21 protein-coding genes and 1 tRNA gene are annotated in these 19,752 nt (G+C 66.0%); 14 read left to right on the forward strand and 8 right to left on the reverse strand.

Translation table 11 applies throughout. The features are described from left to right. On the reverse strand, positions 1-702 hold a 702-nt coding region (locus BHE75_RS10325), incomplete at its 3' end, for an alpha/beta hydrolase family protein (RefSeq protein ID WP_070933812.1). A 61-nt stretch (positions 703-763) separates the two neighbouring features. Between BHE75_RS10325 and BHE75_RS10330 the strand changes: the two genes are divergently transcribed. Continuing rightward, positions 764-1,345 carry a TetR/AcrR family transcriptional regulator gene (locus tag BHE75_RS10330; protein ID WP_039578057.1) on the forward strand — a complete coding sequence of 194 codons (582 nt, stop codon included), beginning with the start codon at positions 764-766 and terminating at the stop codon, positions 1,343-1,345. Positions 1,346-1,661: 316 nt separating this feature from the next. Here the strand turns inward: BHE75_RS10330 and BHE75_RS10335 are convergent. The 5 genes from BHE75_RS10335 to BHE75_RS10355 form a co-directional block, all read right to left on the reverse strand. Beyond that, positions 1,662-1,738 (reverse strand) — tRNA-Arg (locus BHE75_RS10335). A 330-nt stretch (positions 1,739-2,068) separates the two neighbouring features. Further along, entirely contained in the window at positions 2,069-2,467 is a 399-nt protein-coding gene (locus BHE75_RS10340; RefSeq protein WP_015456773.1) for a hypothetical protein, read from the reverse strand. A 59-nt stretch (positions 2,468-2,526) separates the two neighbouring features. Then, a complete protein-coding gene (nth, locus tag BHE75_RS10345) occupies positions 2,527-3,180 on the reverse strand; it encodes an endonuclease III (protein ID WP_015456774.1) in 654 nt (217 codons plus the stop codon). An 8-nt stretch (positions 3,181-3,188) separates the two neighbouring features. After that, on the reverse strand, positions 3,189-3,956 hold the full coding sequence (gene dapB, locus BHE75_RS10350; protein WP_070933813.1) for a 4-hydroxy-tetrahydrodipicolinate reductase: 768 nt from the start codon (positions 3,954-3,956) through the stop codon (positions 3,189-3,191). 229 nt (positions 3,957-4,185) lie between these two features. Continuing rightward, complete coding sequence (locus BHE75_RS10355) at positions 4,186-4,800, reverse strand: DUF2239 family protein (RefSeq protein ID WP_070933814.1); 615 nt, start codon at positions 4,798-4,800, stop codon at positions 4,186-4,188. An 85-nt stretch (positions 4,801-4,885) separates the two neighbouring features. Between BHE75_RS10355 and BHE75_RS10360 the strand changes: the two genes are divergently transcribed. Then, positions 4,886-5,218 (forward strand): GIY-YIG nuclease family protein, encoded by a 333-nt coding sequence (locus tag BHE75_RS10360; RefSeq protein WP_070933815.1) that lies wholly within the window; start codon positions 4,886-4,888, stop codon positions 5,216-5,218. Positions 5,219-5,235: 17 nt separating this feature from the next. Here the strand turns inward: BHE75_RS10360 and BHE75_RS10365 are convergent, their stop codons facing one another. Together BHE75_RS10365 and BHE75_RS24060 are read right to left on the reverse strand one after the other, a co-directional pair. Then, positions 5,236-7,014 carry a DUF885 domain-containing protein gene (locus BHE75_RS10365; RefSeq protein WP_070933816.1) on the reverse strand — a complete coding sequence of 593 codons (1,779 nt, stop codon included), beginning with the start codon at positions 7,012-7,014 and terminating at the stop codon, positions 5,236-5,238. A gap of 308 nt (positions 7,015-7,322) precedes the next feature. Beyond that, a complete protein-coding gene (locus BHE75_RS24060) occupies positions 7,323-7,559 on the reverse strand; it encodes a hypothetical protein (protein WP_139181704.1) in 237 nt (78 codons plus the stop codon). Positions 7,560-7,596: 37 nt separating this feature from the next. Between BHE75_RS24060 and BHE75_RS10370 the strand changes: the two genes are divergently transcribed. The 12 genes from BHE75_RS10370 to nuoG all read left to right on the forward strand — a co-directional run bounded on the left by BHE75_RS10370 (position 7,597) and on the right by nuoG (position 19,238). After that, positions 7,597-9,045: a hypothetical protein gene (locus tag BHE75_RS10370; RefSeq protein ID WP_236626822.1), complete on the forward strand. Its 1,449-nt coding sequence runs from the start codon at positions 7,597-7,599 to the stop codon at positions 9,043-9,045. Positions 9,046-9,213: 168 nt separating this feature from the next. Next, positions 9,214-9,777 (forward strand): elongation factor P, encoded by a 564-nt coding sequence (gene efp, locus BHE75_RS10375; RefSeq protein WP_015456780.1) that lies wholly within the window; start codon positions 9,214-9,216, stop codon positions 9,775-9,777. A gap of 84 nt (positions 9,778-9,861) precedes the next feature. Beyond that, positions 9,862-10,686 carry an inositol monophosphatase family protein gene (locus BHE75_RS10380; RefSeq protein ID WP_070933817.1) on the forward strand — a complete coding sequence of 275 codons (825 nt, stop codon included), beginning with the start codon at positions 9,862-9,864 and terminating at the stop codon, positions 10,684-10,686. Between the two features lie 4 nt (positions 10,687-10,690). After that, positions 10,691-11,902: an SMP-30/gluconolactonase/LRE family protein gene (locus BHE75_RS10385; protein ID WP_070933818.1), complete on the forward strand. Its 1,212-nt coding sequence runs from the start codon at positions 10,691-10,693 to the stop codon at positions 11,900-11,902. 182 nt (positions 11,903-12,084) lie between these two features. Continuing rightward, a complete protein-coding gene (gene ndhC / locus BHE75_RS10390) occupies positions 12,085-12,462 on the forward strand; it encodes an NADH-quinone oxidoreductase subunit A (RefSeq protein WP_015456783.1) in 378 nt (125 codons plus the stop codon). Beyond that, positions 12,453-13,007, forward strand: coding sequence for a NuoB/complex I 20 kDa subunit family protein (locus BHE75_RS10395; protein WP_015456784.1), 555 nt, complete (start codon positions 12,453-12,455; stop codon positions 13,005-13,007). The genes ndhC and BHE75_RS10395 overlap by 10 nt, the downstream gene beginning before the upstream one ends. Beyond that, a complete protein-coding gene (locus tag BHE75_RS10400; protein WP_070933819.1) occupies positions 13,004-13,666 on the forward strand; it encodes an NADH-quinone oxidoreductase subunit C in 663 nt (220 codons plus the stop codon). The genes BHE75_RS10395 and BHE75_RS10400 overlap by 4 nt, the downstream gene beginning before the upstream one ends. Then, complete coding sequence (locus BHE75_RS10405; RefSeq protein WP_015456786.1) at positions 13,666-14,892, forward strand: NADH-quinone oxidoreductase subunit D; 1,227 nt, start codon at positions 13,666-13,668, stop codon at positions 14,890-14,892. The genes BHE75_RS10400 and BHE75_RS10405 overlap by 1 nt, the downstream gene beginning before the upstream one ends. A gap of 53 nt (positions 14,893-14,945) precedes the next feature. Continuing rightward, the gene (locus tag BHE75_RS10410; protein WP_070935737.1) at positions 14,946-15,251 is read left to right on the forward strand and encodes a nuclear transport factor 2 family protein; all 306 of its coding nucleotides are present in this window, start codon (positions 14,946-14,948) and stop codon (positions 15,249-15,251) included. Then, positions 15,251-15,919 (forward strand): complex I 24 kDa subunit family protein, encoded by a 669-nt coding sequence (locus tag BHE75_RS10415; RefSeq protein WP_070933820.1) that lies wholly within the window; start codon positions 15,251-15,253, stop codon positions 15,917-15,919. The genes BHE75_RS10410 and BHE75_RS10415 overlap by 1 nt, the downstream gene beginning before the upstream one ends. Further along, on the forward strand, positions 15,916-17,229 hold the full coding sequence (gene nuoF, locus BHE75_RS10420) for an NADH-quinone oxidoreductase subunit NuoF (protein WP_070935739.1): 1,314 nt from the start codon (positions 15,916-15,918) through the stop codon (positions 17,227-17,229). The genes BHE75_RS10415 and nuoF overlap by 4 nt, the downstream gene beginning before the upstream one ends. Positions 17,230-17,234: 5 nt before the next feature. Further along, complete coding sequence (gene nuoG, locus BHE75_RS10425) at positions 17,235-19,238, forward strand: NADH-quinone oxidoreductase subunit NuoG (protein WP_070933821.1); 2,004 nt, start codon at positions 17,235-17,237, stop codon at positions 19,236-19,238. The last annotated feature ends 514 nt before the right edge of the window (positions 19,239-19,752 follow it).

Consider the following 19,752-nt stretch of genomic DNA (forward strand, 5'->3'; position numbering starts at 1 on the left):
GGTTCCGATCGGATCGTCGGTCATGGCCACGGCGAGGATGCGCGCTTCGACCGCCGCCATTCGGCGCACCGCCTCCGCGCGCGCCTCTGGCGGGTGGCTGCGCTCGAAGCGGGGGCCGCGAAACGCCCATTCGAAGGCGACGCCCGCCGGCAGGTCTTCCAGCCATCCGAGGCGCCGTCCGGGGAAATAGCCGAAGAGCGCCGTCAGGAGCGGCATCGCCACATGCCATTTGAGGAAGAGGGGGAGCCTGTGGCGGGGTGCATAGTCGCCCCACCAGGCATATTGCGCGCTCACGGTCAGAATCCGGTCGATCAGCGGCGCGCTTTCGGCCAAACCCGGCAGGAAACCGCCGATGCTGTGGCCGACCACCATGAGCGGCGCATCGGTTCGATGTGCGCGCATGAACCGCAAGGCGGCGTCGCAGTCCAGTTCGCCCCAATCGCGCCAGCGATAGCCGCAGCCGCGCAGCCTCGCGGGCCGGGAAAGGCCAATGCCCCGATAGTCGCAGGTCAGCACCTCGAAGCCATGAGCCGCAAGGAAGCGGGCATAGCGATGATAGAAACGCGCACGCACGCCGGTGGCGGCATTGATGATCACCGCCCCGATCGGCCGATCGGCCGAGGCCATCCAGATATGGCCGTGCAGCGTCACGCCGTCGCGGCACAGGATGTCGACAGGGTGTCCGTCTTCGTCGCGGGTCATGCTCGCGTGATAGGCGGGCGATCATCTTGTGTATATTCACTGGTCGGTATACCTAGCCCGGATGAGCAAGGCCTCCACCCGCGACCGCATCATCGAGGCCGCCGGAAAGCTGTTCCACGCCGAGGGAATCCGCGCCGTCAGCGTCGACGCCGTGGCCGAAAAGGCGGGCCTCACCAAGCGGACGCTCTATTATCATTTTCGCAGCAAGGACGATCTGATCGCGGCCTATCTTGAAACCCGCGACCAGCCCAATCTGGCGCTGTTCCAGCGCTGGTTCGGTGAGGCCGAAGGGGACGTCGCCGACAAGGTCCGGGCGATCTTCACCAATCTCGCGGCGTCCGCGCGGCACCCGAAATGGAAAGGCTGCGGGTTCTTGCGCACCTCCGTGGAACTGGTGACGATGCCGGGTCATCCGGCGATGGTGATCGGCCGGGCGCACAAGAAGCGGGTGGAAGACTGGCTGGGCTCGGTGTTCGCCGACGCCGGCTTTGGCGCGGGGGCGGGCGAGTTGGCACGGCAGGTCATCCTGCTGCTCGACGGCGCGTTCGCCGTCGTCCTTCTTCATCGCGATCCAGGCTACATGGAATCGGCGGGCGACGCCGCAGCGCTTCTGATCAGGGCGACGTCTGTGAGCGACGGCTAAACACCCCTCATATCGGGCGCTCGCGCTCGATTCCGGCTCGAGCGCGAGCGTTTCAGGCAAGGCATCTGAGCAGCAGCGAGCGCTAGCCTGTTGGCCAATTGGCCGCCCACAGCCTCCGTTTGAAGCCCGGAACCTCCTCTGAGCCCCGGCCCTGGGATGCAATAGGTCCCGCTTGAGAATCGCCTGCGTGGTTACATATTGAAATCAAAGGAACTTCTGGAAAATCGCTGCTTCCGTGGCTGCTTCCGTGAGGGAAACTGGAGAAAATCCCGTGCGTCGGGACCCTCCCTAAGCCGCTGATTTTGTTGGAGAAATTTGGCGCACTCGACAGGATTCGAACCTGTGGCCTCCGCCTTCGGAGGGCGGCGCTCTATCCAGCTGAGCTACGAGTGCATCCCGACCCCCGTAGTGGAGGGGTCCAAAATCGTCAATCTATCGACTGCTTCCGTGGTGCTTCCGTGAGGCTTTTGCCTCGAAAATCCGCTTCCGCAATGTTTAATCTAAAGCCTTGTTTCTTCACTCCATTTTCGACCCGNGCGACCTCCGAGAACAGCTTGACTTTCGCCTTCGGAGGGCAGCGCTCTATCCAGCTGAGCTACGGGTGCGTGGGAAGCGCGATTAGCAAAGGGTGGCGGGGGGAGCCAGCCTAAATCTTCGCGAGGCGCAAATTTCTGGGGAGGGCGGGCAAGAACGGCGCGGATGCCGCCATTGCCCGTGCTTCCCTTACTTCTTCTTCGCGGGGGCCTGCATTTCCTGGAACGAGCCGAGGCCGCAGCTTGCCCCGCGCGAGACGCCGCCGGGGCCGGCGCTGGTGAGGACGGTGATGATGTCCGTCGAGCAGAGCTGGCTGAGCGAGGTCTTGTAGGCGAACCGTTCCTCGAAGCCGAGCTGCGGGCAACTGTTGGGCAGGGTGTTCCGGTAGATCTTGCCGCCGTTCATGTAGAAATCGATCGTGCTGTCGTCGCGGACGCGGGTTTCGCGGATCTGGCGGAGATTGACGCAATCGAGCGGCTTCGCATCGGCCTTGGGGGTGAGGTTATCCGGCTTGGGCTTCGCCATCGCCGATGCCGGGAGCATGGCGCCGCCGATCAGAAACGCGGTGATGAGGGCCTTCATCTTCATGTCCAAATCTCCTGTCCCGACATGCCTGTGCCGACATGGTTGCGACGGAGCCGCAAGCTTCAGCCCTTGGCCTCGGCCGGCGGCGGCGTCTTCGGCTTGAACGCGCACAGATCGGCAACCGGGCAGCGCCAGCATTCTGGCCTGCGCGCCTTGCAGATATAGCGGCCATGCAGGATTAACCAGTGGTGAGCATGGGTGCGAAAGGGCGCGGGCGTGACCTTTTCCAGCTTGAGCTCGACGGCGAGGGGCGTCTTGCCGGGCGCAAGGCCGGTGCGGTTGGCCACGCGGAAAATGTGGGTATCGACCGCGATCGTATCTGCGCCGAAGGCGACGTTCATCACCACATTGGCGGTCTTGCGGCCGACGCCGGGCAGTTCCTCCAGCGCGGCGCGGTCCCGTGGCACCTCGCCGCCATGGCGATCGACGAGGATGCGGGCGGCGGCGATGACGTTCTTCGCCTTGGTGTTGAACAGGCCGATCGTCTTGATGTGATCGCGCAGGCCTTCCTCGCCCAGGTCCAGCATCTGCTGGGGGGTCGAGACTTCGGCGAACAGCCGGCGCGTCGCCTTGTTGACGCCGACGTCGGTCGCCTGCGCGGAAAGGGCGACCGCGACCAGCAGCGTATAGGGATTGGTATATTGAAGCTCGGTTTCGGGCGCCGGATTGGCCTCCGCCAGCCGCCGGTAGAATTCGAAGATGGCGTCGCGCTTCATCGCGAGGGTCAGAGCCCGAGCACGTCGTTCATGGTGTAGCGGCCGGGGGCGCGGCCGGCGAGCCACAGGGCGGCCTTCACCGCGCCGCGCGCGAAGATGGCGCGGCTTTCGGCGCGATGGCCGAGTTCCAGCCGTTCCCCTTCGCCGGCGAACACCACCTGATGATCGCCCGCGACCGAGCCGCCGCGCAGCACCGCGAAGCCGATCGCGCCTTCCGGCCGCGCGCCGGTGATGCCGTCGCGGCCGCGCACCGCGACATCGGCCAGCGCCACTTCGCGCCCGGCGGCGGCCGCCTGGCCCAGGAGGATGCCGGTGCCCGAGGGCGCATCCACCTTGTGGCGGTGGTGCATCTCGACGATCTCGATATCCCAGTCCGTGCCCAGCCGGGCGGCGGTTTCGCGGACGAGATGGGCGAGCAGGTTGACGCCGAGCGAGGTGTTGAAGGCCTGGAGGACGGCGACGGACTTCGCCGCTTCATCGATCAGGGCATGATGGGCGGGCTCGAGGCCGGTGGTGCCGATCACGATCGGCGTGCCGGCGGCGGCGGCGGCGTCGAGATGGGCGGCCAGTGCGGCCGGCGACGAGAAATCGACCATGACGTCGCTGACGGCCGCGAGCGAGGCGGCATCGGCGAGCAGCGGGACATCGCCCAGCGCATCGGGCTGGGTGCCGGGCCGGTCGATCCCGCCCGAGACCTTCGCGCCGGCATCCGCGGCGGCGGCGGCGATCGCGCGTCCCATCCGTCCGCCCGCCCCGATGATGCCGATCTTCGCCATGTGTCCGTCTCCCGATCTTTCCGCGTGCCTATTGGGCGAGAGCAGGCGGGGAGGCAATAAGCGAGCGCACGGCGAGTGCCCGGCCGCCAGGCGAAGTTGAGGAAGTTGAGGATTGCCATCGCCGCCGTCGCGACCCGGAAAAGGGCGCCGCATCCTGCGCTCCGGTGGTGGCGTGCCTCGGGATCATGCGGCTTTTCTAAGCCTTTCGCCCGGCTGTAGGACAGCGGCTTCAAGCAGGATCGGCGGAGGCGGCATCGGGGAAGGCGAGGCGGACGACCTGGTCGCGAATGTCCGCCGGCCAGCCCGCGATGCGTGCGGCGAAGGTTCCGGCATCCCCGGCGAACAGGGCGCGAGACGCTTCCTCGAAATGCGGCAGGTCGCCGGCCATGGCCGACATGAAGCGATAGGCGGCCTCGCGCGCGGCGCGGGTCCGGCCCGCTCCGTCATCGGCGCGGCGCGCCTCGTCGATCAGGCGCCGGATCGTCGCGGATGCTCCGCCGGGCTGGCTGCCCAGCCAGTCCCAGTGGCGGGGCAGGAGGGNGACTTCGCGGGCCACCACGCCAAGCCTGGGGCGCCCCCGGCCGCGCGCTTCTTCCCCGGCCTGCGGCTCGGGCGGCGATGCCTGCCGCGCCCGATCGGCGAGGCGGCCAAGCACCTCCTCATCCGTGCCGCGCAGATCGAGATCGATGACGGCGCCGGTCGCATCATCGAAGGTGAGGATGGGGCGGCCGGGATTTGCCGCCTCGAACGCTTTCACCGCGAGGGCGACTTCGGCGAGCGGGCCTTGGGCGATGCGATCGGGGCCGGCGAAGGCCGTGCATGGCAGCGAGGGCAGGTTCATCATTCCAGATATATATCCGGGTATAATTGACAGGTCAATATTATCCGGGTGATAATCGGGCGGACGATGTTGCAAGCAAGAGAGTGAAATGCAGATCGATGCGAGGAAGGCGGCGGTGGCCGCTTATAAGGAACGGAAGGTGGCGACGGGCATCTATGCCCTGCATTGCGGACCTGCCGGGCAAAGCTGGGTGGGGTTCGCGCCCGACCTTTCGACGATCCAAAACCGCCTCTGGTTCATGCTGCGGATGGGCGGGCACCGCCATGCCGGGTTGCAGCGGGCCTGGACGGCCCATGGCGCGGACTCCTTCCGCTTCGAGGCGCTGGAAGCGGTGGAGGAGGATGTCGCCAATGTGCGCGACCGCGTCCTCAAGGAGCGGCGCGCGCACTGGTCGGCGAAGCTGGGGGCGGAGGAGATCTGACGTCCGTCCGCCGCCCTTTATTTGCCGCCGTTGTCGATGAATTCGTGGATGCGCTGTTCCAGCACCGGCAGCGGCACGCCGCCCAGGGCCAATATGGCATCGTGGAAGGGGCGCTGGTCGAACTTCTCGCCCAGCCTGGCCTCGGCCTCGGCGCGCAGCCGGCGGATCGTCATCTCGCCCAGTTTGTAGGCGAGCGCCTGGCCGGGCCAGCTGATGTAGCGATCGACCTCGGTTTCCACCTCATGTTCCGAAAGGGCGGTGTGATCGCGCAGATAGGCGATCGCCTGGTCCCGGCTCCAGCCCTTGGAATGGACACCCGTGTCGATCACCAGCCGGGCGGCGCGCCACATCTCGTAGGAAAGCTGGCCGAATTCCTCATAGGGGGTTTCATAGATGCCGAGCTTGCCGCCCAGCCACTCGGTATAAAGGCCCCAGCCTTCGCCATAGCCGGAGAAATAGGTTTCGCGCCGGAAATCAGGGCGGGCAGGCGCCTCGAGCGCGAGGGCCGCCTGGAAGCTGTGGCCGGGCGAGCATTCGTGGAGGGTGAGCGCGGGGATATTGTAGAGCGGGCGCGACGGCAGGTCATAGGTGTTCATCCAGCACGCCTCGAGCCCGCCGCGCCCGGCCGTCCAGAACGGCGCGATCGCATCGGGCACCGGGCGGATGGTGAAGCGGTAGCGCGGCAGGAGGCCGAAGGCGTCCTTCAGCTTGCCGTCCATCTTCTTGGCGACATAAGCGGAATAGCTCAGCAGCTCGCGCGGGGTTTTCGCGGTGAACTGCGGATCGGTGCGCAGGAATTTGAGGAATTCCGGGAAGGTGCCGGTGAAGCCGCTCTTTGCTATCACCTTGTGCATTTCCGCGTCGATGCGGGCGACTTCCTTGAGGCCGATCTCATGGATCTGGGCGGCCGTCATGTCGAGCGTGGTATATTCGCGGATCTGCGCGGCATAATAGGCCTTGCCGTCCGGCAGCGCCTCGGCCGCCAGCGTCGTGCGCGCCCTGGGCATATATTCGTTGCGCATGAAGGCGAGCAGCCCGGCATAGGCCGGCACCACCGCATCCCTAAGCGCGGCCTCGCCCTGCCGGCGCAGCTCCTCGCGCGTGGCGGCGGGGATATTGTCCGGCATCTGGGCGAAGGGGACCATGAAGGGGTTGCCGGCCGCATCGGCGCTGGCGAAGGGCTCGATCGAGGCATCCCGGCCGGTGAGCGTGGCGCGGGGAACGCTGAACCCGCGCTTCAGCCCGGCGCGCATATTGGCGATATTCTCGTCGAAATAGCGCGGCACATCCCGCATGCGGGCGATGTAGCGGCGATAGTCGTCCGCCGTGCGGAAACCCCGGCTGGGGGCAAGATGCGCCCAGAAGCTGGAATCGCTGTTGAAGGGCATTTCATAGCCCTTGAAGCGGATGTCGGCGGCCAGCGCTTCGACGCTGGTGCGGAAGACGGCATAGTTGATCCGTTCCTCGGCCGAGAGCGCATCGGGCGCGATGGCATCCAGCCGCTTGAGCACGTCCGTCCAGTAAGCGAGGCGGGCGGCCTGGCTCGCCGGATCGACGCGGGGGAGGCGGTCCGCATTCGCATCCCATCCGTCCTCGTCCCTGACCATGGCGAACTGGTCCATCCGCCACGCCCATTCCGCATCATAGATCGCCTTGAGCCGGGCATCGGCGGAAGATTGCGGTGCCGATGCTTGCGAAAGCGAAGATGTTTCGGCTGCCACCGCCGATACGGAGGCAGTTGCGGCCAAGAAGCAGGTGACGAAGGCGAGGATGCGAGGCCGGGCCGGACGGATCATGGGAGAAAAGCTCCGAAATGCGCTAAGTCCATCTGCTTTTAGAGAAAATCGCGCGCCCTCCAAGCGGAAACGGGGGAGGGCGCGAATCCACGCGAATCCTGGCGCCGATTCGCAATCGCGGGCGAATCGCGGCAGGTCCTTCAATCGAGACGATTTCCCGGCCGCAAGAAAGGTAATGGAGGCGCTTATCTTTGCGGGCGCCATTTCTTGCCGGATTTTCCAATTCGCCGTCTAGCGGCCTCGATTCGTCGGGATTCGTCGTTAAAATCCGATGAATTGAGGCGATCGGGCTCGCCTTTAACCAGTCTTTATGACGTGGCCGGTAGTCCAGCAGCTCCTGGCGAGTGGGGCGCTGCTTGGATGAAGGTTTTATAGAAAATGAATGGTGTCGCAACCTCGCGTCTGAATATTTCACGACGCACGGTAATTGTTTCTGCTTCATTGCTAGCCTTTGTTGGGGCGGCATATGCGGCAAGTTCTCTCATATCTCTTCCCGCGCCGGTTGTTCTTGAAAAAGCAACTAAGCCCGTGGTGTCGCCGGTCACCAAACTTCCAACCGCGCCGCCCCCCGTTAAGCCGCCGGTGACGCTGCCGCCCCGCGCGGCGGTGGGCATCAACCTGGCCGGCCTCAGCACCTGGGGCGGTGAGCGGACGCTGATGAACCTCGCGCTCAACAGCCCGTGGAAGAGCCAGCGCCCCGGCGTTTCCGGCTGGGTCGAGATGGATCCTTCGCGGATGGACGCCAATGGCGACATGAAAGCACTGTTGACGAGCGAGCTGGCGAACAAGGCGCTGACCCCGCCGGAGGGCGCCTATGGGCCGACGGCGACGCGCATCCGCTGCACCTGGAAGGGCAAGGGCACGCTGGCGCCGGGCGGATCGGCGGTGACGAACCTCGCCAAATCGACCGACAGCTTCGAATTCGACTGGGCGGCCGCCAACGGCGTGACCCCCAAGTCCGCCTGGGTGACGATCAGCAAGATCGACACCACCGATCCGCTGCGCAAGGTGGATTGCCGCGAGAAGGATGCGTCGCCGACCGCGATGTTCTCCTCCAAGATGCTGGAATCGCTGAAGGGGTTCAGCGTCATCCGCTTCCTCGACTGGCAGAAGGTGAACACCAACGCCCCGGTAAGCTGGGCGAGGCGGACGACGGCGGAAAGCACCGTCCAGAATACCGATCAGGGCCCCGCGGTGGAGATCATGGTCGCGCTGGCCAACGAGGCGGGGATCGATCCCTGGTTCCACATGCACTGGAACGCGGATGAGGAATATGTCCGCCGCTTCGCCGAATATGTCCGCGATCATCTCGCGCCGGGCCGGAAGGTCTATGTCGAGATGTCCAACGAGGTGTGGAACTACAACTTCCCGGTAACGAACCAGGCCCAGGCCGAGGGCGTGGCCGAGGGGCTTTCGCCCACGGCGGGCTATGCGATGTTCATGCGCTATGCCGAAAAGGCGACGTGGATGAACAAGATCTGGACCGACGTGTTCAAGGCCGATCCCAGCCGGCTGGTCCGCATCGTCGCGACGCAGAACAACAATCCGGCGGCGGTGGAGATGATCCTCGGCTTCCGCGATACGGCGCAATATGTCGATGCGGTGTCGACGGCGCCCTATTTTGGCGGCGCGACCTTCGCCGGCACCCGGGCGACGATCACCGACAGCGCGAACATCTTCGCCTTCCTCAGCGAGGATGTGGACCTGGCCATCAGCAAGGCCCTGAAGGCCAAGGTGGTCGCCCAGCGTTACGGCAAGCGCTATATCGGCTATGAGGGCGGGCAGCACGTGGTGAACCGCGGCAACCCGACGCTGGTGGCGGCCATCAACCGCGATCCGCGCATGTATGACATGTATCGCAAATATCTGACGGCCTGGAACAGCCAGATCGGCGACCTGATGACGCTCTACGCCGCGACGGGATCGTTCGATCAATATGGCGCCTGGGGCCTGCGCGAATATACCGGGCAGTCGCTGGCGGAGACGCCGAAGCGCCGGGCGGTGCAGGATTATCTCTCCCGCGCTTACTGATCCTCGCCTCTGCCCCTGATCGCCTCGCGATCAGGCAAATGCTCGGCCGGAGCCCCTGGGGTTCCGGCCGATGCTTTTCGGGGGCGGCGAAGCGCCGCTTGCCGGAAGAGCCCCGCGACGCTAAAGGCCGCGGCTGCTCTTTCAAATCCCGAACATGAGACCTGACCCATGAAGATCAGCGGCGTGGATATTCGTCCCGGCAATATCATCGAATATGAAGGCGGCATCTGGCGCGCTGTGAAGATCCAGCACACCCAGCCCGGCAAGGGCGGCGCCTACATGCAGGTCGAGATGAAGAACCTGATCGACGGCCGCAAGAACAACGTCCGTTTCCGTTCGGCCGAGACGGTCGAGCGCGTGCGCCTCGATACCAAGGATTTCCAGTTCCTGTTCGCGGACGGCGACACGCTGACCTTCATGGACAAGGACAATTACGACCAGATCACCCTGCCGCGCGACCTGCTGGGCGATGCGGCCGCCTTCCTGCAGGACGGCATGGACGTGGTGATGGAGCTTTATGACGAAAAGCCCATTTCCGTGCAGCTGCCCGACACCGTCGAGGCGACCATCGTCGAGGCCGATGCCGTGGTGAAGGGGCAGACGGCGTCTTCCTCCTACAAGCCGGCCGTGCTCGACAATGGCGTGCGCGTGATGGTGCCGCCGCACATCTCCAGCGGCACCCGCATCGTCGTCGACGTCTACAGCCAGGAATATGTCCGCCGCGCGGATTGATCCTGCCGCCCCCTTCCTGTTTGTTCGGAAGGGGGTATCTTCCCACCCCCAGCCCCTTCCGAACCCTGAAGGGGGGAGTAATTTATGGTTGCCCATTCCGGCCTCATCACCGTCATGGAGCGCGCCGCCCGCAAGGCCGGCCCGCGCCTGCGCCGCGATTTCAACGAGGTCCAGCAGCTCCAGGTGAGCCGCAAGGGGCCGGCGGACTTCGTGTCCATGGCCGACAAACGCGCCGAGCAGACGCTCTATGAGGAGCTGAAGAAGGCGCGGCCGGACTGGGGCTTCGTGATGGAGGAGCGGGGCGAGATCGCCGGCGATCCGGACAAGTCCCGCTGGATCGTCGATCCGCTCGACGGCACATCCAACTTCCTCCACGGCATCCCGCACTTCGCGATCTCCATCGCGGTGGAGGACCCGCGCGGACCGGGTGGGCGGCCCGAGATCACCCACGGCCTCGTCTATCAGCCGCTGACGGACGAGAGCTTCTGGGCGGAAAAGGGCCGGGGGGCCTGGCTGCAGGATCGCCGCCTGCGCGTTTCGGCGCGGCGCGACCTGCTGGAATCGCTGGTGGCGACCGGCATTCCCTTCGCCGGGCATGGCGATTTCAAGCAGTGGAGCGCGATCTTCGCCGCCGTCGCCCCGGAAGTGGCCGGCATCCGCCGCTTCGGCGCGGCGTCGCTGGACCTCGCCTGGGTGGCCGCCGGCCGCTTCGACGCTTTTTGGGAAAGCGACCTCCAGCCCTGGGACGTCGCGGCGGGCATGCTGATGGTCCGCGAGGCGGGCGGCTTCGTCACCGATTTCCGCGGCGGCGACCGGGCCGTGGAGCGGAGCGAGTTCCTGGCGGCCAGCGACGGGCTCCATTCCAAGCTGCACAAGCTGGTCGCGGGCGCGCTGAAGGCGCCACGCTGATAGCATGCGCAGGCTGATCCGGCCTGCGCTGCTTCTGTCGGGCATCGCGTGCCTCGCCGCCGCGCCGCCCGTTCCCGCGCCGTGGCCGGCATCCCCGGCCGCGACGGCGGACCCCGCGCATTTCCCCGAAAGCGCGATGGTGCTGCGCGCCGCGATCGGCGAGGCGATCGAGCGCGATGACGGCGACGCGGTGGTCGCCGGCGTGGAAAGGCTTGCCGCGATGGGCGGCACCCTGAGCCTCGCCAGCCGCGCCCGCATCGCGCCCTTCCTTGCCCCCGGCGAGGAGGAGGCGCTTTCCGAAAAATTCGACGACAATGCCGATATCATCGCCCGCAGCGTGCTGGAGACGGAGGTGCCGGCCGAGCATCGCATCGTCGAGGGCATCGCCTGGGATGCGGCGACGAGGCGGCTGTTCGCGGGAACGGTGATCGACGGCCGGCTGCTGGTGCGGGAAGGGCGGAGCTGGCGGACAGTGCCGCTGGACGGCCCGGTCGGCGGCCTGTTCGGCATGGCGGTGGATGGTCCGCGCCGGATATTGTGGCTGACGTCGGGTCTGGCCGAGCAGGTGGCCGAGCCGCAGCGCGCCTTCCGGGGGCTGATCGCCGTCGATCTCGACAGGCTGGCGGTGGTGCGGCGGGTTCCGCTTGCCGGGGCGGGTTCCCCCGGCGACCTCGCCATAGGGGCCGACGGCAGCGTCTATGTGAGCAATGGCGAGACCGGGGCGATCCACGTCTGCCGGCCCGGATGCACGGCGCTTGTCGATCTGCTGCCGGCGGGGCGCTTCCGCAATCCGCAGGGGCTGGCATTATCCCGCGACGGCAAGCGGCTTTATATCGCCGATTATGGCTATGGGATCGCGCTGCTCGATCTGGCGAGCGGCGCGCTCACCCGCCTCGCCGCCGCGACTCCGGCGATGCTGGACGGGATAGACGGACTGGTCGCCTACAGGGATGCCCTGATCGCCATCCAGAACGGATCGATCCCGCGACGGATCATCCGCCTCCGGCTCGACCGCAAGGGGCGGGAAGTGCGCGCGGTGGACGTGCTGGAACGGGCCAATCCCGATTGGGGCGAACCGACGCTGGGTGCGATCGCGGACAAGCGGCTGATTTTCGTGGCGGACGGCCAGTGGGAACGCTTTTCGGCGCGCGGCGCGGCCATCGGCCGGGAGCCGCCGCGCGCGACCGCGATACGCGCGCTGCCGCTTGCGAACTGACCCCGAAAGCGCCGCCGGACTTTTGCGAATCATTCTCATGGCTTCGGACCTTGCTTCGCGGGTGCCGCATGCCTAGAAGCCGGGCCGAAAGGCCGAATAAGGCCGGTTTTGTTGGTTTCCGCGATTGTTCGAGCCGCCGGGGCGCCGGCCCGACTCGGATGTCGCTCAAGCGGAGATGAATCATGGCGTCGGTTGCCGCCGGATATCTGCCGATCCTGCTCTTCCTGGGCGTAGCGATCGTGCTTTCGGCCGCCTTCGTGGTGCTGCCGATCGTCGCGGCCAAGTTCACCGGGGCAGACAAGCCCAACCCGGAAAAGCTTGCCGAATATGAGTGCGGCTTCCCCGCGTTCGAGGACAGCCGGGCCCAGTTCGACGTGCGTTTCTACCTCGTCGCGATCCTGTTCATCATCTTCGATCTCGAGGCGGCCTTTCTCTATCCGTGGGCGGTATCGCTGGGCGCTATCGGCTTCGCCGGCTGGCTGGCCATGATGATCTTCCTGGCCGAGCTGACGCTCGGCTTCATCTATGCGTGGAAGAAGGGAGCGCTGGAATGGGAGTAGAACTTTCGGCGCAGCCCGGCGTCCGCGTGCCCACCGAGAACACGCCGCCGGACCAGGGCTTCTTCCTCGACCTCCAGTCCGAGGTGAACGACAAGGGCTTCCTCGTCACGTCGACCGAGGAGCTGTTCCAGTGGGCGCGCACCGGATCTCTCTGGTGGATGACCTTCGGCCTCGCCTGCTGCGCGGTGGAGATGATCCACGTCAACATGCCGCGTTACGACATGGAGCGGTTCGGCGCCGCGCCGCGCGCCTCCCCGCGCCAGTCGGACGTGATGATCGTCGCCGGCACGCTCTGCAACAAGATGGCGCCCGCGCTCCGCAAGGTCTATGACCAGATGTCGGAGCCCAAATATGTCATCTCGATGGGCTCGTGCGCCAATGGCGGCGGCTATTATCATTACAGCTATTCCGTGGTGCGCGGCTGCGACCGGATCGTGCCCGTGGACATCTACGTCCCCGGCTGTCCGCCGACCGCCGAGGCGCTGCTTTACGGCGTGATGCAGCTGCAGCGGAAGATCCGCCGCGAAGGGACGATCGAACGGTGAGCGCGCCTTATCCGAAATATGCCTCCAACGAGGGCGTGATCGACCAGGCGGCCGCGCTGCTGGGCGATCGGCTGGTCCACGCGCGCGAGGAAGTGGGCGAGATCGCGCTCCACATCCGCCCGGAAGCGCTGGTGGAGGCGATGACCATCCTGCGCGATAGCCTGGCCTATCAGCAGCTGATGGAAATTGCCGGCGTCGACTGGCCGGATCGGGATCCGCGCTTCGAGGTGGTCTATTGCCTGCTCAGCGTGACGCGGAACCACCGCCTGCGCGTGCATGTGGCGGCCGACGACGTGACCCCGGTGCCGAGCGTGACCTCCATCTGGCCGGTGGCCGGCTGGCTGGAGCGCGAGGTTTACGACATGTATGGCGTGCTGTTCGCCGGCAATGCCGACCTGCGCCGCATCCTGACCGACTATGGCTTCAAGGGGCATCCGCAGCGCAAGGATTTCCCGCTGACGGGCTTCGTCGAGCTGCGCTATTCCGAAGAGCATAAGCGCGTCGTCTATGAACCGGTGAAGCTGGCCCAGGATTTCCGCAGCTTCGACTTCATGAGCCCCTGGGAAGGCGCGGAATATGTGCTGCCCGGCGACGAGAAGGCCGAGCCGAAGGCGAAAGGCGCGCCGACGCCGCTGAAGGCCGATGAGGTCAAGAAGTGATGGCGACCGATTACGACACCCTGACCCCGGACACCGCCCAGACGGCGGGCGATCTGGAGATCCAGAACTATACGATCAACTTCGGCCCGCAGCACCCGGCCGCGCACGGCGTGCTGCGCCTGGTGCTGGAGATGGACGGCGAGATCGTCGAGCGCGCCGATCCGCATGTCGGCCTGCTCCATCGCGGCACCGAGAAGCTGATCGAATATAAGACCTATCTGCAGGCGCTGCCCTATTTCGACCGGCTGGACTATTGCTCCCCGCTCGGCATGGAGCACAGCTATGTGCTGGCGATCGAGAAGCTGCTGGGCCTCGAGGTGCCGGAACGCGCGCAATATCTGCGCGTGCTGTTCGCGGAGCTGACCCGCATCTGCAACCACATGCTGAACCTGGGCAGCCATGTGATGGACGTGGGCGCGATGACGCCGAACCTGTGGCTGTTCGAGCTGCGCGAGGATTGCCTGGGCTTCTTCGAGCGCGCATCCGGCGCCCGCATGCACGCTGCCTGGTTCCGCCCCGGCGGCGTCCATCAGGACGTGCCGCTGAAGCTGCTGACCGACATCGGCGACTGGCTGGACACCCGCCTGCCGAGGCTGCTGGAGGACGCGATCAGCCTGGTCGCGGACAACCGCATCTTCAAGCAGCGCAACGTCGACATCGCCGTGGTTTCCAAGGAAGATGCCCTGAAATGGGGTTTCTCCGGCCCGATGATCCGTGGCTCGGGTATCCCCTGGGATATCCGCAAGAGCCAGCCTTACGATGCCTATGACAAGGTGGAGTTCGACGTGCCGGTCGGCACGAAGGGCGACTGCTACGATCGCTTCATGGTGCGCGTGGAGGAGGTCCGCCAGTCCGCCCGGATCATGAAGCAGTGCCTCCAGCAGATGCCGGAAGGCCCGATCGCGTCGCTCGACCGCAAGGTGGTGCCGCCCAAGCGCGGCGAGATGAAGCAATCGATGGAAGCGCTGATCCATCACTTCAAGCTCTATACCGAGGGCTTCCACGTGCCGGCGGGCGAGGTTTACGTCGCAACGGAAAGCCCCAAGGGCGAGTTCGGCGTCTATCTGGTCTCCGACGGCACCAACAAGCCCTATCGCTGCAAGATCCGGCCGACCGCGTTCAGCCACCTGCAGGCGATGGACTTCATGGCCAAGGGGCACATGCTGGCCGACATCACCGCCATTCTGGGCGCGATGGATATCGTGTTCGGGGAGTGCGACCGGTGAGCGACGTCGCCACTCTCCTTTCCGCGGACGAGCGGATCGCGATCGCGACCCGGATGATCGAGGTCTACAACGCGCAGGATGCCGACGCCTATGTGGCGTTCATGACCGACGATGCCTGCGAGGCGGGCTATCGCGGCGCCGTGCTGCGTGAGGGCAGGAAAGGCGTGCGTTCCGGCCTGAAGGCGATGTTCGCGCAATTCCCGCAGAACCGGGCCGATATCCTCGCGGGCTGGTGCCTGAGGGAGACGGTGGTGCTGCACGAGAAGGTCGCGCGCGCGCCGGACGGGGACAAGTTCGAGGTCATGTCCATCTATTCGTTTGAGGGCGACAAGGTGTCGCGCGTGGAGTTCATCCGGTAATGGCTGACGCAGCCCATATCCCCGACGAAGCCGAAACCCGCGCCCACTGGGGCGATTTCGCGTGGTCCGAGGTCAACGAGGCCCGCGCGAAGGAGATTATCGGCCGCTATCCGCCGGGTCGCCAGCATTCGGCGATCATGCCGCTGCTCGATCTCGCCCAGCGCCAGGTCGGCGCCGAGACGAACACGCAGGGCTGGCTGCCGGTGCCGGTGATCGAGTTCGTCGCCAAGCAGATCGACATGCCCTATATCCGGGCGTTCGAGGTCGCGACCTTCTACACCATGTATAATCTGGCCCCGGTCGGCCGGTATCACGTGCAGGTCTGCGGCACGACGCCGTGCATGCTGCGCGGATCGGACGACGTGCTTTCCGCCTGCTACAAGAAGGGGCTGAAGAAGGGCCACACCACGCCCGACGGCCTGTTCACCCTGACCGAGGTGGAATGCCTGGGCGCGTGCGCCAATGCGCCGATGGTGCAGATCAACGACGACAATTACGAGGACCTGACCTTCGAGACGACGACCGCCGTGCTCGAGGCGCTGGCCCGGGGCGAGACGCCCAAGGTCGGCCCGCAGATCGACCGGCAGACGAGCTGCCCGGAAGGCGGGCCTTCGACGCTGAAGGAAATGGTTGCGGAAAACCACGATTATCGCGGGGAATGGGCATGAGCGACGCCATCGCGCCCCTGGCGGACAAGGACCGCATCTTCACCAACGTCTACGGCTTCCAGCCGTGGAACATCGACGCGGCGATGAAGCGCGGCGACTGGGACGACACAAGGGCGCTGCTGGCCCGCGGCCAGGATGCGATCATCGAGGAGATCAAGGCCTCCGGCCTGCGCGGCCGTGGCGGCGCGGGCTTCCCGACCGGCATGAAGTGGAGCTTCATGCCCAAGGAGAGCAAGGACGGCCGCCCGAGCTTCCTCGTCATCAACGCCGACGAATCCGAGCCCGGTTCCTGCAAGGACCGCGAGATCATCCGCCACGATCCGCACAAGCTGATCGAGGGCGCGCTGGTCGCGGGCTATGCGATGCGCGCGCGCGCGGCCTATATCTACATTCGCGGCGAGTTCATCCGCGAGGCGGAGACGCTGTTCGCGGCCGTGGCCGAAGCCTATGCCAAGGGCTTTCTGGGTAAGAATGCCTGCGGTTCGGGCTATGACTTCGACGTCTTCGTCCATCGCGGGGCGGGCGCCTATATCTGCGGCGAGGAAACCGCCCAGATCGAGAGCCTCGAGGGCAAGAAGGGCCAGCCGCGCCTGAAGCCGCCTTTCCCGGCGGGCGTCGGCCTCTATGGCTGCCCGACCACCGTGAACAATGTGGAATCGATCGCGGTCACGCCCACCATCCTTCGGCGCGGCGCCTCCTGGTTCTCCTCCTTCGGGCGGGAGAACAACAAGGGCACCAAGCTCTTCCAGATCAGCGGCCATGTGAACAAGCCGTGCGTGGTCGAGGAAAGCATGGGCATCAGCTTCCGCGAGCTGATCGAGCGCCATGCCGGCGGCATTCGCGGCGGGTGGGACAATCTGCTGGCGGTGATCCCCGGGGGTTCCTCGGTCCCGCTGGTGCCGGCCGCCCAGATCATGGACGCGCCGATGGATTTCGATGGCCTGCGCGGCCTCGGCTCCGGCCTCGGCACGGCGGCGGTGATCGTGATGGACAAGTCCACCGACATCGTCCGCGCGATCAGCCGGATCAGCTATTTCTACAAGCATGAGAGCTGCGGCCAGTGCACGCCGTGCCGCGAGGGCACGGGCTGGATGTGGCGCGTGATGGAACGGCTGCGCGAAGGCAATGCCGAACTGCACGAGATCGACATGCTGCAGGAAGTGACCAAGCAGGTCGAAGGCCACACCATCTGCGCGCTCGGCGACGCGGCGGCCTGGCCGATCCAGGGCCTGATCCGCCATTTCCGCCCGGAAATCGAGCGGCGCATCTATGAAGCAAAGGGCGTCGCCCTTCCCGTGGCGGCGGAGTAATTCGAATGCCCAAACTAACCGTCGATGGGATCGAGGTCGAAGTCCCCGCTGGCGCCACGGTGCTCCAGGCGTGCGAGGCTGCCGGCAAGGAAATCCCGCGTTTCTGCTATCATGAGCGGCTGTCGATCGCCGGCAACTGCCGGATGTGCCTGGTCGAGGTGAAGCCGGGGCCGCCCAAGCCGCAGGCTTCCTGCGCGCTGCCGGCCGCCGACAACCAGGAAATCCGCACCGACAGCGAGATGGTGAAGAAGGCGCGGGAAGGGGTGATGGAGTTCCTCCTCATCAACCACCCGCTCGACTGCCCGATCTGCGACCAGGGCGGCGAATGCGACCTGCAAGACCAGTCGATCGCCTATGGTCGCGGCAATTCCCGCTTCGCCGAGAACAAGCGGGCGGTGACCGAGAAATATATGGGTCCGATCGTCAAGACGGTCATGACCCGCTGCATCCAGTGCACGCGGTGCGTGCGCTTCGCCGAGGAAGTGGCCGGCGTGGAGGAGATCGGCGCGATCTATCGCGGCGAGAACATGCAGATCACCTCCTATCTGGAAAGGGCGGTAACGTCCGAGCTTTCGGGCAATGTCGTGGACCTCTGCCCCGTGGGTGCGCTGACGTCGAAGCCCTATGCCTTCGAGGCGCGGCCGTGGGAGCTGAAGAAGACCCCTTCGATCGACGTGATGGACGCGGTCGGCACCAATGTCCGCCTGGACAGCCGGGGCCGGCAGGTGCTGCGCGCGCTGCCGCGCATCAATGACGACGTGAATGAGGAATGGGCATCGGACAAGACGCGCCACGCGGTGGACGGCCTGGTCCGGCGCCGGCTGGACAAGCCCTATGTGCGCCGGGACGGCCGCCTCATGGAGGCGACCTGGGGCGAGGCGTTCCAGATGATCGCAGACGTGAAGGCGGGCGCGAGCGTGGCCGCGATCGCCGGCGATCTCGTCGATTGCGAGACGATGTTCGCGGCCAGGGCGCTGGTCGGCGCCATGGGATCGGATCTGCTGGAAGGCCGGCAGACCGGGCTGGATTATGACTGCACAAATCTGGCGGCGGTCAATTTCAACTCCACCATCGCCGGCATCGAGACGGCAGACGCGCTGCTGATCGTCGGATCGAACGTCCGCTGGGAAGCGCCGCTGGTCAACACCCGCATCCGCAAGGCGGTGAAGAAGGGTGCCAAGGTGTTCGCGATCGGCCCCGAGGTCGACCTCACCTATCCGGTGACCTGGCTGGGCAACGATCTGTCGCTGCTGGGCAATCTGCCGCAGGAGGTGAAGGATGCCTTCGCCAAGGCGCAGCGCCCGGCGCTGATCCTGGGCGGCGGCGGTCTGAAGGCCGGCGCGCAGGGCGCAACGCTGGCGCTGGTCGGCCCGCTGGGCCTGATCCGCGAAGGCTGGAACGGCTATAATGTCCTCCACATGGCGGCTTCGCGCATGGGCGGGCTGATGCTGGGCTATGCGCAGCCGGGGGGCATCGCGGCCGTCGCGGCCAAGGCGCCGAAGCTCGTCTTCCTGTTGGGCGCGGACGAGGTTTCCGACGATCGCTTCGCCGGCAGCTTCAAGGTCTATGTCGGCCACCATGGCGATCGCGGCGCGGCCCAGGCCGACGTGATCCTGCCGGCCGCCGCCTATACCGAGAAGAGCGGCACCTATGTAAACCTGGAAGGCCGGGTGCAGCGCGGCGACCGGGCGGTGTTCCCGCCGGGCGACGCGCGTGAGGACTGGGCGATCTTCCGCGCCCTTTCCGACGTGCTGGGCCACACCCTGCCGTTCGATACGCTGGACGCGCTCCGCGTGGCGATGGCGGCGGCGGTGCCGGCGCTGGGCGAGCAGGGGCTCGCGGCCTATGACTGGGCGCCGCCGGCGCTCGATGCCGCCGCGTCCGGCACGATCGGCTATCCGATCGCCGACTTCTACCTCACCAACCCGATCGCGCGGGCGAGCGCCACGATGGAGCGCTGCTCGGCCGAGCTGATCCATGGGCATAGCTTCGCGGAGGCCGCGGAATGACCGCTTGGTTCCAGGGCGTTCTCGGCTACGGCCTCGGCTGGTTCGTCGCGACGCTGATCCTGATCCTGATGATCGCGCTGCCGCTGATGCTGGCGGTGGCGATGATCATCTATGCCGACCGCAAGATCTGGGCGGCGATGGCGCTGCGCCGCGGCCCCAACGTCGTCGGGCCGTTCGGCCTGCTCCAGTCCTTCGCCGACGGCCTCAAGGTCTTCCTGCAGGAAACCATCATCCCGTCCGCCGCCAATCGCGGGCTCTTCCTGTTGGCGCCGATCATCACCTTCACCATCGCGCTTATCGGCTGGGCGGTGATCCCGTTCGGGCCGGATATGGTGCTGGCCAACATCAATGTCGGCCTGCTCTACATCCTCGCGGCATCCTCGCTTGGCGTTTATGGCGTGATTCTCGCGGGTTGGGCCTCGAACTCCAAATATCCCTTCTATTCCGCCATCCGCGCCGCCGCGCAGATGGTGAGCTATGAAGTGTCGATCGGCTTCGTGNNGATCTCGGTGGT

It is taken from the genome of Edaphosphingomonas haloaromaticamans (assembly GCF_001853345.1).
In the GTDB taxonomy this organism is placed as follows: domain Bacteria; phylum Pseudomonadota; class Alphaproteobacteria; order Sphingomonadales; family Sphingomonadaceae; genus Sphingomonas_E; species Sphingomonas_E fennica.

Bases quoted from the DNA above. Each gene is read 5' to 3' on its own strand.
- BHE75_RS10330 (WP_039578057.1), top strand. From the start codon at position 764: ATGAGCAAGGCCTCCACCCGCGACCGCATCATCGAGGCCGCCGGAAAG.
- BHE75_RS10340 (WP_015456773.1), bottom strand. From the start codon at position 2,467: ATGAAGATGAAGGCCCTCATCACCGCGTTTCTGATCGGCGGCGCCATG.
- nth (WP_015456774.1), bottom strand. From the start codon at position 3,180: ATGAAGCGCGACGCCATCTTCGAATTCTACCGGCGGCTGGCGGAGGCC.
- dapB (WP_070933813.1), bottom strand. From the start codon at position 3,956: ATGGCGAAGATCGGCATCATCGGGGCGGGCGGACGGATGGGACGCGCG.
- BHE75_RS10360 (WP_070933815.1), top strand. From the start codon at position 4,886: ATGCAGATCGATGCGAGGAAGGCGGCGGTGGCCGCTTATAAGGAACGG.
- BHE75_RS10365 (WP_070933816.1), bottom strand. From the start codon at position 7,014: ATGATCCGTCCGGCCCGGCCTCGCATCCTCGCCTTCGTCACCTGCTTC.
- efp (WP_015456780.1), top strand. From the start codon at position 9,214: ATGAAGATCAGCGGCGTGGATATTCGTCCCGGCAATATCATCGAATAT.
- BHE75_RS10380 (WP_070933817.1), top strand. From the start codon at position 9,862: ATGGTTGCCCATTCCGGCCTCATCACCGTCATGGAGCGCGCCGCCCGC.
- BHE75_RS10385 (WP_070933818.1), top strand. From the start codon at position 10,691: ATGCGCAGGCTGATCCGGCCTGCGCTGCTTCTGTCGGGCATCGCGTGC.
- ndhC (WP_015456783.1), top strand. From the start codon at position 12,085: ATGGCGTCGGTTGCCGCCGGATATCTGCCGATCCTGCTCTTCCTGGGC.
- BHE75_RS10395 (WP_015456784.1), top strand. From the start codon at position 12,453: ATGGGAGTAGAACTTTCGGCGCAGCCCGGCGTCCGCGTGCCCACCGAG.
- BHE75_RS10405 (WP_015456786.1), top strand. From the start codon at position 13,666: ATGGCGACCGATTACGACACCCTGACCCCGGACACCGCCCAGACGGCG.
- BHE75_RS10410 (WP_070935737.1), top strand. From the start codon at position 14,946: ATGATCGAGGTCTACAACGCGCAGGATGCCGACGCCTATGTGGCGTTC.
- BHE75_RS10415 (WP_070933820.1), top strand. From the start codon at position 15,251: ATGGCTGACGCAGCCCATATCCCCGACGAAGCCGAAACCCGCGCCCAC.
- nuoF (WP_070935739.1), top strand. From the start codon at position 15,916: ATGAGCGACGCCATCGCGCCCCTGGCGGACAAGGACCGCATCTTCACC.
- nuoG (WP_070933821.1), top strand. From the start codon at position 17,235: ATGCCCAAACTAACCGTCGATGGGATCGAGGTCGAAGTCCCCGCTGGC.